The organism is Pseudoclavibacter sp. VKM Ac-2888 (genome assembly GCF_015351285.1).
Classification (GTDB): Bacteria; Actinomycetota; Actinomycetes; order Actinomycetales; family Microbacteriaceae; genus Pseudoclavibacter.
This window is the reverse complement of sequence record NZ_JADKSM010000001.1, coordinates 1,602,854-1,617,139: the sequence shown is the minus strand read 5'-3', so window position 1 is coordinate 1,617,139 and position 14,286 is coordinate 1,602,854. Positions and strand designations below refer to the sequence as shown.

Sequence of the window (14,286 nt, the reverse complement as noted above, 5' to 3'; positions counted from 1 at the left end):
CATGCTCTTAGCGATCGATACGTCAGCGGGCACGGATGTCGCGATCGTCACCCCGCACGGCCGGGTGCTCGCAGAACGGCGCACCGCCGACACTCGACACCATGCTGAGGTGGTCGGCGTGGCGATCGCGGAGGTGCTCGCAGAGGCCGGGCTCTCTCCGCAGCACGTCACGCAGGTCGTCGGTGGAATGGGTCCGGGCCCCTTCACGGGGCTGCGTGTCGGCGTGGCCGCCGCGCGCACGTTCGCGTTCGCACGCGCCGCGCGTTTCATCCCGATGCCCAGCCATGATGCCGCGGCCCACGAGTGGCGCGCGGAGCATCCGGAGGCTGCCGGCGATCTGCTGGTCACGACGGATGCCCGCCGGGGGGAGCTCGCCTGCTCGCGGTACGAGCAGGGGCTGCTCGTTGCGAGCAGCTCAGAGCTGCACCGGCCTAATGCCGTCCCCGCTGCCGACCACCGCTTCGATACGAGGACCATCTCGGCCGCTCACCTCGCGCTCGCCTGGCTCGACCGCGAGGTGCAGGGGCTCGAAGCCGAGGCCAATACGATTCTGTACCTGCGGGGTGCCGACGCGGTGCCGTCCAACGGCCCGAAGCGGGTGACCGGCTGATGCGCGCCGTGCTGCGCGATGCCTCGCACGAGGACATCCCCTCGATGGTGCGTCTCGACGAGGCCGCCTTCCCGCTCGACCCGTGGTCGCCCTCGATGCTCGCTGGCGAGGTCAAGAGCGAGCACACGCGATACGTGGTCGTCGAGGACGCCGCGAGCGGCGAGATCCTGGCGGCTGCTGGCGTCATGGCTCTCCAGGGTGGTGGTGAGGCTGATGTGCAGACCATCGCCGTCGATGAGCGGCTGCGGCGCGGCGGATGGGCCACCCGGATGCTGGCCGAGCTCTTCGCGTGGGCCGAAGGGCGAGGCGCGAAGCAGGTGTTCCTCGAGGTGCGCGAGAACGGCGAGGCGGCTCGTGCCCTCTATTCGCGGCTCGGCTTCGAGGAGATCGGGCGCCGACCCAAGTACTACCCGAGAGAGGGCGTGGATGCGATCGTGATGCGCGGACAGCTGCCGGGCGTGCGGACGTCCGCCGAGGCTCGTGTCGCGGCCGGTGCTCGCAGAGAGCCGCTTGTGCTCGGCATCGAATCGTCGTGTGACGAGACGGGTGTCGGCATCGTCCGGGGTCGGGTGCTGCTCGCCAACGAGGTCGCCTCCTCGATGGACGAGCACGCCATCTTCGGTGGCGTCGTTCCCGAGATCGCCGCACGTGCCCACGCCGACGCGATCGTGCCGACCATCTCGGCGGCGCTCGAGACGGCCGGAGTCTCGCTCGAGGACCTCGACGCGATCGCCGTCACCCAGGGACCTGGCCTCGCTGGTGCGCTCATGGTCGGAACGGCTGCGGCGAAGGCCCTGCACGTCGCCACCGGCATCCCGCTCTACACCGTGAACCATCTCGTGGGTCACGTCGCCGCTGACGTCCTGCGCGACGACGTGGGTCAGCTCAAGCTGCCAGCGGTGGCGCTGCTCGTCTCGGGTGGGCACACGTCCCTCCTGCACGTTCGCGACCTCGTCGACGACGTGGAGCAGCTCGGCGAGACGATCGACGATGCGGCTGGAGAGGCGTTCGACAAGGTGGCGCGACTGCTGCGCCTGCCCTACCCGGGGGGACCCGAGATCGACAAGGCCGCTGCCGGAGGGGATCCGAAGGCGATCCGGTTCCCGCGCGGGCTCACCAAGCCGAAGGACCTCGAGCGGCACCGCTACGACTTCTCCTTCTCGGGGCTCAAGACCGCCGTGGCCCGCTGGGTCGAGGCGAAGGAGGACGCGGGGGAGCCGGTGCCGGTCGCCGATGTCGCGGCGAGCTTCCGCGAGGCCGTCGCCGACGTGCTGACGGCGAAGGCGGTGGCGGCCTGCACTGCCCTCGGCGTCCCCCGCCTCGTGCTCGGCGGGGGAGTGGCCGCGAACGCGCGCGTGCGTGAGCTCGCGGAGGAGCGGTGCGCTGCCGCCGGCATCGAGTTGCGCATCCCCCCGCTTCGGCTCTGCACCGACAACGGGGCGATGATCGCAGCCGTCGGCGCGATGCTCGTCGCTGCCGGCAAGCCTCCGTCCCCGCTCGACTTCGCGGCGGACTCGACGCTTCCGGTGGCCACGCAGCCTGCGCCGCAGGAGAGACCAGCTCTGGGGGAGCACCGATGACAGCACCCGATCAGCCGAAGCTGCCGCCGCGCAAGCCCGTGGAGCTTCCCCCGATCGACCGCACCCCGGTCGATGACACCAGCAACGCCGCCTACTCGGCTCTCACCCCGCGCTCGCGGGGTCAGGAGAAGTCGGCTCCGGCCGTGGAGAGCTCTGCGCCCCGGTCCGAGGAGCGCCGGAGTCCGGAGAATGACCGGGACATCGACCCGGCCGTCGCGCACGTGCAGGAGACCGCGATGGCTCCTGCGTCCGCTCGCGCCGCGACGGCACCGGCGCCTCCTGCGCTCGGGCTCAGTCGCCTCGCGGTCATCGTCTCCGTGCTGCTCTCGCTTGCCGCGGCGGTCCTGGCCCTCGCGCTCTCCGCATCCGTGACCCCCTCGCCGCTCTGGCCCCTGTACCTCGGGGCGAGTCTCGGCGCGGTCGCACTCCTGCTCGCGGTGCTGGGGCGGCGCCACCGCGGTTGGGTGCTCGCGCTCGTGCTCGCTGTGGCGGCGGTCGCGGGCTGTATTGGCTTCGCCTTCGTCGTCGCCTGAGTCCGCGCTCCAGCAACCGCCGTGCCCCGCGAGGTTGGAAGTCATCCTGCGGGATGACGAGGCCGAGGCCATGGGGATGACGTGCCGTTGAGCAGGTCGCCGTAACGTTGGAGCATCTCATCACCTCTCGAAAGGAGCGGACATGACCTGGTCGACACCAGATGGCCCCGTCGAGCGGATACCGGCCCCGAACGTCGCCGCGCAGCCCGTCGGCGAGCCGTGGGAAGCGCGAGGCGACACCCCCGGGGCCGGCAACGGGAACGGCTCCGGTCACGACTCGGGCTACCGGCAGGATCCGGGCTACGGGCAGGGTTTCGGCTACGGCCAGGATTCGGGCTACGGCCAGGACGCCGGCTACGGCCACACCGCGCCGAGCGACAGCTGGGGCCCTGGCGGCAACGCGGCGCAGGCGGCCCCCTCGCAGCACCTCGCCTATCCGGTGACGCCCTACGTCCAGGCGCCGTACACGGCACCTCGACCGGCCGGTGCCGGGACGCTGACCTTGAGCGTCGTGGCCCTGTGTCTGAGCGGAGGGTCGTTCTTCGTCTCGCTGATCCCCATCCTCCAGTTCGTCTGGTGGATGGTCGGGATCGCTGGCATCGTGTGCGGCTTCATCGCGCTGCGTCGCGAGCCGCGCGGACGGGCGCTCGCCATCACCGCCATCGTGCTCGGCTTCATCTCGGTCTTCGGGCTCCTGCTCCTGCTTGTCCTCGCCCTCCTCTTCTTCGGGGGAATCGGACTGCTCGGAGGCCTCAGCTCTTACTGAGCGTGGTCTTTCCTGAACCTTGTGTGACGGTTCCCAGTCAAACCCTGGGAACCTAGGACATGGGCGTGCGCCACTGAAGGCGTCGCCGCTTGCTCCACGCACGTGAACACCAGCCTCAACCGCCGCGAAATCGGCTGAACCGGAAGGAGCTCCGCAATGAGCGACAGCAACGCAACCCCAGGTGACAAGCCACGGCTCCCGGAGGACGACAGCACACCTCCCCAGTACGAGGCACCGGCCGCCTACACGCCGCCTGCTGAGTCGGTCGACTACTCCGCCCCGGCAGCCACCGGCACCGACTACACGCCGCCCTCCGTCTCGGGCACCGACGCTTCGACCCCGGCCGCGCCGTACTCCGACTCCTCCGCACCCTCAGCGTCGGGCAGCGGGTACACGCCGTCGGCCGCGCCTGGCTCTGGCTCCGACTACTCGGCGCCTTCGGCATCCGGCACCGACTACTCAGCTCCCTCGTCATCCGGCAGTGGCTCCACGCCGCCCGCAGCATCCGGTTCGGTGAGCTACACGCCGCCGAGCGAGCCAGCCGCGGCACCGGGCGCAGCTCCCTACGGTCAGGCTCCATCCGCGAGCCAGGCTCCCGCCGGCGCAGCTCCGGCATACGGCGCTCCGCAGTCGCAGGGGCAGCCGCAGGGCTATGGGGCGCCGCAGGGATACGCGACGCCCGGTTACCCGGCGCAGTCCGCTGCTCCCAAGCGCACGCTCAGCATCGTCGCGCTTTCCCTCGGCGGTGCGGGTATCCTGCTCACCTTCGTCACGGCGTTCCTCGGGCTTCCCCTCGGTATCGCAGGTCTGGTCTGCGCCATCATGGCCAAGTCGCGGGAGCCGCAGGCCGGCCCGCTGCGCGTCTGGGGCCTCTGGGTCTCGATCGCAGCCATCGTGCTGTCGGTGATCGTGGCGATCATCGGCATCGTCGTCGCCGCCATGTTCATCGGCGACATGTCGTCCTACGGATACTGACCACCCGCTGCAAGAACTGGCAGGAGTGCGGGTGGATGCATCCGCCCGCACTCTAAGCTTGTTCAGCACCTGCAGCCTTGTCGACGACTGAGAAGGACACCATGTCTGACCCGAACGGCCCCCAGTACCCGCAGCAGCCCCACCAGAACGGCCAGTCGCAGACCGGCCAGCCCCCTTTCGGCGCGCAGCAGCCCGGCCAGGGCCAGTACGGCCAGGGGTCGTACGGGCAGTCTCAGCCGCAGTACGGGCAGCAGAACGATCAGCAGTACGGCCAGCAGCAGCCCGGGTATGGCCCGGCTGACGGCGGTTACGGCCAGCAGCAGCCTGGGTACTCTGGCTATGGCGCTCAGCAGCCGTCCGGTCAGCAGCAGGCTCCGGCGCAGCAGGGCTATGGCCAGCCGCAGCAGAACCAGTACGGGCAGCCGCAGTACGGCGCCCCGCAACAGGATCAGTTCGGGCAGCCCCAGTACGGCGCCTCGCAGCAGGGGCAGTTCGGGCAGCCGCAGCACGGTGCTCCGCAGCAGGGGCAGTTCGGGCAGCAGCCCGGCCAGCAGTTCGGCGTGCAGGGATACGGCCAGCAGCCGAAGGCTCCTGCGCCGGTGCTCGGGATCATCGGCGTGGCGCTCGGCGCGCTCTCGCTGCTCCTCCTCCTGCTTCCCGGGTGGGCGTACATCGTGGCCCTGGTGCTCGGTCTCGGCGCCGTCGGGCTCGGAATCGCCGGGCTTCGCGCCCCGAAGGGCCTCGGACGCACCCTTGCCGTCGTGGGCCTCGTGGCGGGTGGCCTCGCGGTCCTGCTCGCCATCGTGACGCTGGTCGTGGTGCTGGTCGTCTAGGCACGAGACGCGCCGACGGCTCGGCTGGCCTCAGCTGAGCCGATCGGCGAGGATGGCGACGCGCTTGTCGCCGATCCTCGTGAGGATGAGCACCGCGGACGCGTCTCCCTTGAGCGAGAGCTTCCGCCTGAACTCCGCAGGGTCGATGTCGACCCCCCGTTTCTTGATCTCGAGCACGCCGATGCCTCGCTTCCGCAGCTCGCCCTTGAGCGACGATGCATGCAGGGGCAGCACCTCTCGGACCGAGAACGCGCTCGCGAACGGCGTCGGCGTGAAGTGCTCGCCGGTCATCCACGCGATGCTCTCTGAGATCATCGACGCTTCGAGCGACCGTGCGAGGTCGCCGATGAGGCGGGCGCGGATGATCGCCGCGTCCGGCTCGTAGAGCACGGCGCCCAGCGCAGCGACGTCCGCGTCCCGGACGTCCTCGCCGGTCGTCAGCTCGGCGGTGCCATGCCTGCTGATCACGAGAGCCGAGCGGCGGATGCCCGCCCTCGCCGTGCCGTGCATCCATACCGTCGCCTCGACGAGGTCGCCGTTGGAGGACACCCACTGCGTCTCCGCGTCCTCCGGGAGGTACGCGTGGTCGATCCCCGGTCCCAGCTTGATGCCCGTCGGGCGCTCGCGGCCTGCGGCGAAGACGAAGTCGAGGGATGGGCTCCAATCCGCCGGATCGAAGTGGCGTGCCGTGCTCCCGCCGTTTGTTGTCCTGCGGGCCGGGTCGAACCAGAGCGCATCGAAGGCATCCAGGTCCACCTCCTCGGCGCGCTCGTGCCTGACCTGCGCGTTCGGAAACGGGGCCAGGTTGTGGGCCGCGATAGCAGCCGTGACCTCGTCGACGTCGAACGCGGTGACCTCGAGGCCGAGCGATGCGAAAGCCATGGAGTCCGCGCCGATCCCGCAGCCGAGGTCGGCCACGCTCACGGCGCCGGCCTGCCTGAACCGGTTCGCGTGGTGCGCCGCGACTTGCAGACGCGTCGCCTGCTGCAGGCCAGCGTCGGTGAAGAGCATCCGCTCGGCGAACGGGCCGAACTTGGCGGATGCTCGCCGCCGGAGCTTCGCCTGCGTGACGACGGCGGCGACGACGTCCGCGGACCCTCCTGCCGCGCGCAGCCTCGTCACGAGGGCGAGCGCGTCTCCCGCCGACTCGACGGGCGGCGCGTCGTCGAGCAGGGTCATCGCCTCCGGTGTGAGGAGGGCCAGGAGTTCGTCGCGTTGCACCAGCACTACGCTACCGGCGTACGCCACGAGACGTCGCCGCGTTGCAGTCGTCGCCGCCTGGCCCCTACACTCTGAGTTAGCACTCTCATGGGGAGGGTGCTAATTCTGAACTTCCTATCGCTGAGAAAGAGGTCAACCGTGTCGGTGAACATTCAGCCGCTCGAGGATCGCATCGTCATCAAGCAGGTCGAAGCCGAGCAGACCACGGCTTCGGGTCTTGTGATTCCGGACACCGCCAAGGAGAAGCCCCAGGAGGGCGAAGTCGTCGCAGTCGGCCCCGGCCGCATCGATGACAACGGAAACCGCGTGCCGCTCGACCTCGTGGTCGGCGACAAGGTCATCTACTCCAAGTACGGCGGAACCGAGGTCAAGTACGGCGGCGAGGAGCTCCTTGTGCTCTCCGCTCGCGACATCCTCGCGAAGATCGTCTAGTCTCCTGACCTTCTGAGGCCGAGCCGGTTCGGGCGGTCTCATCTGCAGGAGCAGCATCGCGCATGGCGCCCACCCCTCGGGGTCGGGCGCCATTCGTGTTCCAGGGGCCCGACGTCGGGCGTACGATCTCGAGGTGACGGAATCTCCTCGGTCCGGCCTCTGGCTGGCGTTCAGCGCGTACGCGCTCTGGGGCTTCATGCCCCTCTACGTCGTGGCGACCGCTCCCACGACGCCCGTGGAGCTCATCGCGTGGCGCATCATCCTGAGCGTCGTGTTCTGCCTGCTCGGCGTGCTCGTCATGCGGGCCTGGCGTCCGTTCCGGGAGCTCATCTCGAAGAAGCGGGTCGTGCTCGGCCTCGGCATCGCCGGGGTCCTGGTGTCGGCGAACTGGCTGTTCTACGTGCAGGCGGTCGCGACAGGCCACACTCTCGACGCCGCGCTCGGCTACTTCCTCAACCCGATCGTGTCCGTCGCGCTCGGGCTGGTCTTCCTCCGCGAGAAGCTCAGGCCCCTGCAGTGGGTCGCCGTCGGGCTCTCTCTCCTCGCCGTGCTCGTGATCTCGCTCGGCTACGGCCGCATCCCGTGGCTCGGCCTGGGCGTCGCCATGACCTTCGGGCTGTATGGGCTCGTGAAGAAGCGGGTGGGGGTCCAGGCGGATGCGCTCTCCGGACTGGCGGTCGAGACGACGCTCATCATGCCCATCGGCGCGATCTGCCTGCTCTGGACGGTGCTCTTCGGGGGCGGCATCACCTTCGGCTCCGTGTCGGCGGTCAACACGGGCGTCCTGCTCTTCGCGGGCGTCGTCACGAGCGTGCCGCTTCTGCTGTTCGCGGCGGCCGCCAGGAGGCTGCGCCTCATCGAGCTCGGACTCATGCAGTACATCGCGCCGATCCTGCAGTTCGTGCTCGCCGTGGCGGTCTTCTCGGAGCCCATGCCGCTCGAGCGCTGGATCGGGTTCGCGATCGTCTGGGTCGCCCTCATCCTCTTCACGATCGACCTCGTGCGCACGGCTAGACTTGGCGCCAAGATTCCCTCGGTCGCGGACGAACTCGGTCCACCGACACGAGGCTGATGAGCTGAGGGTCCCGGGAATGCGTCCGGGGTCCTCGCTGTTCCATCACCACTGAGCTGTTTCCCGATGCACGAGGATGCCGCCGAACGGCGCATCCCAGATACCTCCTGGAGCGTAATGACCGAGTCGGACCCCTTTGGCTTCACCGGATTGACCTACGACGATGTGCTGCTGCTTCCCGGGCACACCGACGTCATCCCGTCTGAGGTCGACACGACGACACGGCTGACGCGCGGCATCACCCTGCGCGTCCCGCTCGTCTCGGCGGCGATGGACACGGTCACGGAGGCCCGCATGGCGATCGCCATGGCGCGCCAGGGTGGCATGGGCATCCTGCACCGCAACCTGTCGATCGACGACCAGGTCGAGATGGTCGATCGCGTGAAGCGCTCCGAGTCCGGCATGGTGACGAATCCGGTGACGACGACTCCCAACGCGACGGTCGCGGAGGTCGATGAGATCTGCGGGCAGTACCGCGTCTCCGGCCTGCCGGTCGTCGACGAGGAGACGGGCAAGCTCGTCGGCATCATCTCCAACCGGGACATGCGCTTCGTTCCCGAGTCGGAGAAGCGCACGACCCGCGTGCACGAGGTCATGACGGGCGAGGGCCTCGTGACCGGTCCCGTCGGGATCTCCGGTGACGACGCCTACAAGCTCCTCGGCAAGCACCGCATCGAGAAGCTGCCGCTCATCGACGACGAGGGCAAGCTCGCCGGCCTCATCACGGTGAAGGACTTCGACAAGAGCGACAAGTACCCGAACGCGACGAAGGACGACGCCGGGCGCCTGCGCGTGGGCGCGGCGATCGGCTTCTTCGGCGACGGCTGGGAGCGCGCGGAGCGCCTCGTGGCTGCCGGTGTCGACGTACTCGTCGTCGACACGGCGAACGGCCAGTCGGCCGGCGTGCTCGACATGATCCGCCGCCTCAAGAGCGACCCGGTCATGGGCCACGTGCAGGTCGTCGGCGGCAACGTCGCGACCCGCGAGGGCGCTCAGGCGCTCGTGGATGCGGGTGCCGACGCCGTCAAGGTCGGCGTCGGTCCTGGCTCCATCTGCACGACGCGCATCGTCGCGGGAGTCGGCGTCCCCCAGATCACGGCCGTCTACGAGGCGTCGCTCGCCGCGACCCCGGCTGGCGTGCCGGTCATCGCGGACGGCGGCCTGCAGTACTCGGGCGAGATCGCGAAGGCGCTCGTCGCCGGCGCATCCGCAGTCATGGTCGGATCGCTGCTCGCGGGCACCGACGAGTCGCCGGGCGACCTCATCTTCGTCAACGGCAAGCAGTTCAAGAGCTACCGCGGCATGGGATCTCTCGGCGCCCTGCAGTCGCGCGGCGAGCGCACCTCGTACTCGAAGGACCGCTACTTCCAGGCGGACGTGCCGAGCGATGACGAGCTCATCGCCGAGGGGATCGAGGGCAAGGTCGCGTACCGCGGCTCGATCCGCCAGTCGGTGTTCCAGCTCACAGGCGGCCTGCGCCAGTCGATGTTCTACGTCGGCGCTCGCACCGTCGCGGAGCTCAAGGAGAAGGGCCGCTTCGTGCGGATCACTCCGGCAGGGCTGAAGGAGTCCCACCCGCACGATGTGCAGATGGTCTCGGAAGCCCCCAACTACCGTCGCTAGCAGCCTGATCGGCGCGGCGGGTCGGGGTCTCCCCGCCGCCGCGCCGCAGCAGCGAGCACCGCGGAGGGCTAGGCTAGGCAGGTGACTGAGATCGAGATCGGCCGCGCAAAGCGAGCCCGCCGCGTGTACTCCTTCGACGATGTGGCCATCGTGCCATCGCGGCGAACCCGTGACCCGGAGGACGTGTCCATCACGTGGAAGATCGACGCATTCACGTTCGATATCCCGCTCATCGCAGCCCCTATGGACTCGGTGATGTCGCCCGAGACCGCGATCGGCTTCGGCAAGCTCGGCGGCCTCGGCGTGCTCGACCTCGAGGGCCTGTGGACTCGCTACGACGACCCGGCCCCGCTGCTCGCGCAGATCGCTGATCTGCCGGCGAAGCAGGCGACGGCCAAGCTGCAGGAGATCTACCGGGAGCCGGTCAAGGGCACGCTCATCAAGGAGCGCCTGCAGCAGATCCGCGAGGCCGGAGTGCCGGCCGCCGGCGCACTCTCCCCGCAGCGCACGCAGCAGTTCATGGACGATGTGCTCGAGGCAGGCACCGACCTGTTCGTCATCCGCGGCACGACCGTCTCCGCAGAGCACGTGTCTCGCAACCAGGAGCCGCTCAACCTCAAGCAGTTCATCTACGAGCTCGACGTTCCCGTCATCGTCGGCGGTGCGGCGACCTACACGGCAGCGCTGCACCTCATGCGCACCGGTGCCGCTGGAGTGCTCGTCGGCTTCGGCGGGGGAGCGGCCTCGACCACCCGTCGGGTGCTCGGCATCCACGCACCCATGGCGACGGCCATCGCCGACGTCGCTGGCGCGCGCCGCGACTACCTCGACGAGTCCGGCGGACGCTACGTGCACGTCATCGCCGACGGCGGCATCGGCACCTCCGGCGACCTCGTGAAGGCCATCGCATCAGGCGCGGACGCCGTCATGATCGGTGCCGCGCTCGCGCGTGCCACCGACGCTCCGGGTCGCGGCTGGCACTGGGGTGCCGAGGCACGCCACGAGAAGCTCCCGCGCGGCAACCGCGTGCAGGTCGGCCAGGTCGCGCCCATGGCGGAGATCGTCGCCGGCCCCGCCGAGAGCGCCGACGGCATCTCGAACCTCACCGGCGCGCTCCGCCACTCGATGGCGACGACCGGCTACTCGGGGCTCAAAGAGTTCCAGCGAGCCGAGATGGTCGTCGCGCCCTACACGCCGACCGCCTGATCAGGACGACTGAGCCGCCTGACGGCTTGGCCGAAGGTTGAGCGTCCAGACTTCCCCCACAAGCAGCAACTGAGAACGAGGAGCAGGTTATGGCGAACAGCGTCTCTCGAAGCGACAAGCTCGGCCCCCAGGAACGCGCGGCGGCTATCGAGTCCCTCAAGACCAAGAACCTCGACGTGCTCGTCGTCGGTGGCGGCGTGGTCGGCGCAGGTGCGGCGCTCGACGCCGTCACGCGCGGCCTGAGCGTCGGCATGGTCGAGGCGCGGGACTTCGCGTCCGGCACGTCCAGCCGCTCGTCGAAGCTCATCCACGGTGGCATCCGCTACCTCGAGCAGATGGACTTCGGGCTCGTGCGCGAGGCGCTGCTCGAGCGCGGCCTGCTGCTGCAGCGCCTCGCGCCGCACCTGGTCAAGCCCATCCGCTTCCTCTACCCGCTGAAGAACCCGCTCGAGCGGTTCTACATCGGGGCCGGGATGCTCATGTACGACCTCTTCGCGAAGACCGGCGAGGTGCGTCCCGGCGTGCCGATGCACCGCCACTACACCCGCGGCCAGGTCGCGAAGATGTCGCCTGGGCTCTCCAAGAACGCCTTCTCCGGCGGTCTCACGTACTACGACGCCGGCGTCGACGACGCTCGCTTCGTCGCCGTTCTCGCCCGCACCGCGTCGTTCTACGGGGCGCACGTCGCTCCGCGAGTGCGCGTCGAGGGCTTCCTGAAGGTCGGACAGCGCGTCGTCGGCGCGCAGGTCGTCGACCTCGAGACCGGCGAGCGGTTCGAGATCCGCGCCAAGCAGGTCGTCAATGCGACCGGCGTGTGGACCGATGACACGAACAAGATGGTCGGCGAGCGCGCGTCGTTCCGCGTCCGCGCGTCCAAGGGCGTGCACCTCGTCGTCCCACGCGACCGGTTCCAGTCCGCGTCAGGCCTCCTGCTGCGCACGGAGAAGAGCGTGCTCTTCGTCATCCCGAACGGCCGTCACTGGATCATCGGCACGACCGACACCGACTGGAAGCTCGACAAGGCGCACCCGGCAGCGACGGCCGCCGATATCGACTACATCCTCGAGCACGTCAACGAGGTCCTCGCGGTGAAGCTCACGCGTGCCGATGTCGAGGGCGTGTACGCCGGGCTCCGCCCGCTGCTCTCCGGCGAGTCGGAGGAGACGTCGAAGCTCTCGCGCGAGCACATGGTGGCGCACTCGGTGCCGGGCCTCGTGCTCATCGCCGGCGGCAAGTACACGACCTACCGCATCATGGCGCAGGACGCCATCGACGCCGCGGCCGACGCCCTCGACGGCAAGATCCCCGCCTCCACGACGAAGGACATCCCGCTGCTCGGCGCCGTCGGCTACAAGGCCGCCTGGAACCGCCGCGGCAAGATCGCCCGCGCCTTCGGCCTCCACCGCGTGCGCATCGAGCACCTCCTCAACCGCTACGGAACCCTGACGGACGAGATCCTCGACCTCATCCGCCAGAACCCGCAGCTGGCCGAGCCGATGCCGGGTGCCGACGACTACCTGCAGGCGGAGATCACGTACGCCGCGACGCACGAGGGTGCCCTGCACCTCGACGACGTGCTCGCGCGACGCACGCGCATCTCGATCGAGGCGTGGGACCGCGGCATCTCGGCCGCGCCCGTCGCCGCGCGGCTCATGGCGGAAGCTCTCGGCTGGGACGAGGAGCGCACGCAGCGCGAGATCGACACCTACGTCGAGCGCGTCGCAGCGGAGCTCGCGAGCCAGGAGCAGCCCGACGACGAGTCGGCGGACCGCATCCGCCTCGAGGCGCCTGACATCGACTCCGTGCTGGGTCACGCCGGCGACAACACGCCGTTCGGCACGGCCCCGTCGCTGCCGATGATCGAGGTCGACGAGACCGTCGACGTCGAGGCGGCAACCGTCAAGGCGGAGTCGAAGGACGCTCAGAAGTCGTAATGTCCGCAGCTGTCCGCGCCCAGGCCGCGCCGCCGTCGATGGGTCGAGTGCTTGTACGCCCCAAGTGGCTGGGTGTCCTTGCGCTCGCCCTCGTCGTCGCGTCGATCTTCGCGTGGCTCGGGCGCTGGCAGCTGGAGTCCGCGTTCCTGTCGCTGGAGCACGGTCGCACCGTCGCCGAGGAGGCCACGCAGCCTCCCGTCGGCCTCGGTGAGCTGGCTCAGCCCCAGGAGCGGGTGGCCGATGCCGCCGTCGGGCGTCAGGTGACGTTCGAGGGCACTGTGGACGCGCGCGACTTCGATGTCGTCGCCGATCGTCTCCAGGGCGAACTGCTCGGCTACTGGGTAATCGGGCACGTCGCCGTCACCGACGACGAGGCCGGCGCATCCTCGGATGCCGCTGTCGCACCGGGTCTCGCCGTCGCGCTCGGGTGGACCGAGGACGAGGCCTCCGCTCGGGAGCTCGTCACGGCGCTGCAGGGCTCGGGGCGAGGCGCAGAGCTTCCGCTCTCCGGCAGACTCGAGTACGGCCAGGCGCCGCAGGTGAATCGCGGCGAAGACGCGCAGGCGCTCATCTCCATGGCCCCGACGCACCTCATCAACCGCTGGGTGGAACCGGCGGCCCAGAACTACGGCATCTACGTGAGCCTCGATGAGGCGTCGATGCAGGCTGTCCTCGGGGAGTCCGCGAGTGCCGCCCCGCTCGACGCGATCACGCCGCAGGCGCTCGAGGCCCCGCAGCTGAACTGGCTGAACATCTTCTACGCCATCGAGTGGGTGCTCTTCGCGGGGTTCGCGATCTTCATGTGGTGGCGCCTCGCTCGGGACGAATACGAGAAGGAGCGACGTGAGGCCGCCGAGGCTCCCAGTGTGCTGGCCGAGCAGCTCAGGCGCGACCGGCTGAAGGCCATGCTGGACGAGCGAACGAAGCGCGAGGCCGTTCGCCTAGACTAGAGGTCATGCCTCACGACGCCCTCCTGACTGCCAACCCCGGTTTCCGACGGGCGCTCCGCTTCTATCAGGTGACGGCCTACGTGACCGGCATTCTCCTCCTGCTGCTGTGCGTCGAGATGTTCCTCAAGTACGTCTTCCACCTCGAGGTCGAGGCGTTCGGCCCGTTCGGGGTCATCGCGCTGGTCCAGGAGGACACGACGACGGCGCTCAACCTGAGCCTCTGGGTGCTCATCGTCCACGGCTGGTTCTACGTCGTGTACCTCATCGCCTCGTATGTGCTGTGGCAGCAGATGCGCTGGCCCATCGTGTGGCTGATCGCCATGGCTGCCGGCGGCATCGTCCCGTTCCTGTCGTTCATCACGGAGTGGTTCATGTCGCGCCGGGCGAAGCGCGACCTCGTGCTCCGCGAAGAGCAGCGACTCGCCGAAGCCGGCGAGGAGCAGCAGCTGCGTGCGTTCGAGGCCAGCCTGAGCGAGGCAGAACGCGAACAGCTCGACGCCGATGTGCAGCAGTCGCTCTCCGAGCACCAGCGCCGCACGAAGTAGCCCCCA

At 69.4% G+C, this 14,286-nt stretch carries 14 protein-coding genes; 13 read left to right on the top strand and 1 reads right to left on the bottom strand.

Going from position 1 to position 14,286, the window contains the following annotated elements:
* Position 1: 1 nt before the first annotated feature.
* The 6 genes from tsaB to ITJ61_RS07710 all read left to right on the top strand — a co-directional run bounded on the left by tsaB (position 2) and on the right by ITJ61_RS07710 (position 5,297).
* The gene (tsaB, locus tag ITJ61_RS07735; RefSeq protein ID WP_194685909.1) at positions 2–610 is read left to right on the top strand and encodes a tRNA (adenosine(37)-N6)-threonylcarbamoyltransferase complex dimerization subunit type 1 TsaB; all 609 of its coding nucleotides are present in this window, start codon (positions 2–4) and stop codon (positions 608–610) included.
* Complete coding sequence (gene tsaD / locus ITJ61_RS07730; protein ID WP_194685908.1) at positions 610–2,190, top strand: tRNA (adenosine(37)-N6)-threonylcarbamoyltransferase complex transferase subunit TsaD; 1,581 nt, start codon at positions 610–612, stop codon at positions 2,188–2,190. The genes tsaB and tsaD overlap by 1 nt, the downstream gene beginning before the upstream one ends.
* Positions 2,187–2,723 carry a hypothetical protein gene (locus ITJ61_RS07725; protein ID WP_194685907.1) on the top strand — a complete coding sequence of 179 codons (537 nt, stop codon included), beginning with the start codon at positions 2,187–2,189 and terminating at the stop codon, positions 2,721–2,723. Before tsaD ends, ITJ61_RS07725 begins: the two co-directional genes overlap by 4 nt.
* Before the next feature lie 142 nt (positions 2,724–2,865).
* A complete protein-coding gene (locus ITJ61_RS07720) occupies positions 2,866–3,489 on the top strand; it encodes a DUF4190 domain-containing protein (protein WP_104242614.1) in 624 nt (207 codons plus the stop codon).
* A 156-nt stretch (positions 3,490–3,645) separates the two neighbouring features.
* Positions 3,646–4,464 carry a DUF4190 domain-containing protein gene (locus ITJ61_RS07715; protein WP_194685906.1) on the top strand — a complete coding sequence of 273 codons (819 nt, stop codon included), beginning with the start codon at positions 3,646–3,648 and terminating at the stop codon, positions 4,462–4,464.
* Positions 4,465–4,565: 101 nt separating this feature from the next.
* Positions 4,566–5,297, top strand: a complete 732-nt coding sequence (locus tag ITJ61_RS07710) for a hypothetical protein (RefSeq protein ID WP_194685905.1) — start codon at positions 4,566–4,568, stop codon at positions 5,295–5,297.
* 30 nt (positions 5,298–5,327) lie between these two features.
* Here the strand turns inward: ITJ61_RS07710 and ITJ61_RS07705 are convergent, their stop codons facing one another.
* Positions 5,328–6,518 (bottom strand): THUMP-like domain-containing protein, encoded by a 1,191-nt coding sequence (locus ITJ61_RS07705; protein ID WP_194685904.1) that lies wholly within the window; start codon positions 6,516–6,518, stop codon positions 5,328–5,330.
* Positions 6,519–6,656: 138 nt separating this feature from the next.
* On the opposite strand from ITJ61_RS07705, the gene groES reads away from it, so the two are divergent.
* From groES to ITJ61_RS07670, 7 genes are all read left to right on the top strand, one after another.
* A complete protein-coding gene (gene groES, locus ITJ61_RS07700; protein ID WP_068479200.1) occupies positions 6,657–6,950 on the top strand; it encodes a co-chaperone GroES in 294 nt (97 codons plus the stop codon).
* 133 nt (positions 6,951–7,083) lie between these two features.
* Entirely contained in the window at positions 7,084–8,022 is a 939-nt protein-coding gene (gene rarD / locus ITJ61_RS07695; RefSeq protein ID WP_258063883.1) for an EamA family transporter RarD, read from the top strand.
* A 117-nt stretch (positions 8,023–8,139) separates the two neighbouring features.
* A complete protein-coding gene (guaB, locus tag ITJ61_RS07690) occupies positions 8,140–9,645 on the top strand; it encodes an IMP dehydrogenase (protein ID WP_104242608.1) in 1,506 nt (501 codons plus the stop codon).
* Between the two features lie 81 nt (positions 9,646–9,726).
* Complete coding sequence (locus ITJ61_RS07685) at positions 9,727–10,851, top strand: GuaB3 family IMP dehydrogenase-related protein (RefSeq protein WP_104299419.1); 1,125 nt, start codon at positions 9,727–9,729, stop codon at positions 10,849–10,851.
* An 89-nt stretch (positions 10,852–10,940) separates the two neighbouring features.
* Entirely contained in the window at positions 10,941–12,785 is a 1,845-nt protein-coding gene (locus tag ITJ61_RS07680; protein ID WP_104242604.1) for a glycerol-3-phosphate dehydrogenase/oxidase, read from the top strand.
* Positions 12,785–13,735 (top strand): SURF1 family protein, encoded by a 951-nt coding sequence (locus ITJ61_RS07675; RefSeq protein ID WP_104341430.1) that lies wholly within the window; start codon positions 12,785–12,787, stop codon positions 13,733–13,735. The genes ITJ61_RS07680 and ITJ61_RS07675 overlap by 1 nt, the downstream gene beginning before the upstream one ends.
* Before the next feature lie 5 nt (positions 13,736–13,740).
* Positions 13,741–14,280, top strand: coding sequence for a DUF3817 domain-containing protein (locus ITJ61_RS07670; RefSeq protein WP_104242600.1), 540 nt, complete (start codon positions 13,741–13,743; stop codon positions 14,278–14,280).
* Positions 14,281–14,286: the final 6 nt, after the last annotated feature.

Excerpts from the sequence above, each read along its gene's own strand:
- tsaB (WP_194685909.1), top strand. The coding sequence starts at position 2 with ATGCTCTTAGCGATCGATACGTCAGCGGGCACGGATGTCGCGATCGTC.
- guaB (WP_104242608.1), top strand. The coding sequence starts at position 8,140 with ATGACCGAGTCGGACCCCTTTGGCTTCACCGGATTGACCTACGACGAT.
- ITJ61_RS07725 (WP_194685907.1), top strand. The coding sequence starts at position 2,187 with ATGACAGCACCCGATCAGCCGAAGCTGCCGCCGCGCAAGCCCGTGGAG.
- ITJ61_RS07720 (WP_104242614.1), top strand. The coding sequence starts at position 2,866 with ATGACCTGGTCGACACCAGATGGCCCCGTCGAGCGGATACCGGCCCCG.
- tsaD (WP_194685908.1), top strand. The coding sequence starts at position 610 with ATGCGCGCCGTGCTGCGCGATGCCTCGCACGAGGACATCCCCTCGATG.
- ITJ61_RS07710 (WP_194685905.1), top strand. The coding sequence starts at position 4,566 with ATGTCTGACCCGAACGGCCCCCAGTACCCGCAGCAGCCCCACCAGAAC.
- ITJ61_RS07670 (WP_104242600.1), top strand. The coding sequence starts at position 13,741 with ATGCCTCACGACGCCCTCCTGACTGCCAACCCCGGTTTCCGACGGGCG.
- ITJ61_RS07675 (WP_104341430.1), top strand. The coding sequence starts at position 12,785 with ATGTCCGCAGCTGTCCGCGCCCAGGCCGCGCCGCCGTCGATGGGTCGA.
- ITJ61_RS07680 (WP_104242604.1), top strand. The coding sequence starts at position 10,941 with ATGGCGAACAGCGTCTCTCGAAGCGACAAGCTCGGCCCCCAGGAACGC.
- ITJ61_RS07715 (WP_194685906.1), top strand. The coding sequence starts at position 3,646 with ATGAGCGACAGCAACGCAACCCCAGGTGACAAGCCACGGCTCCCGGAG.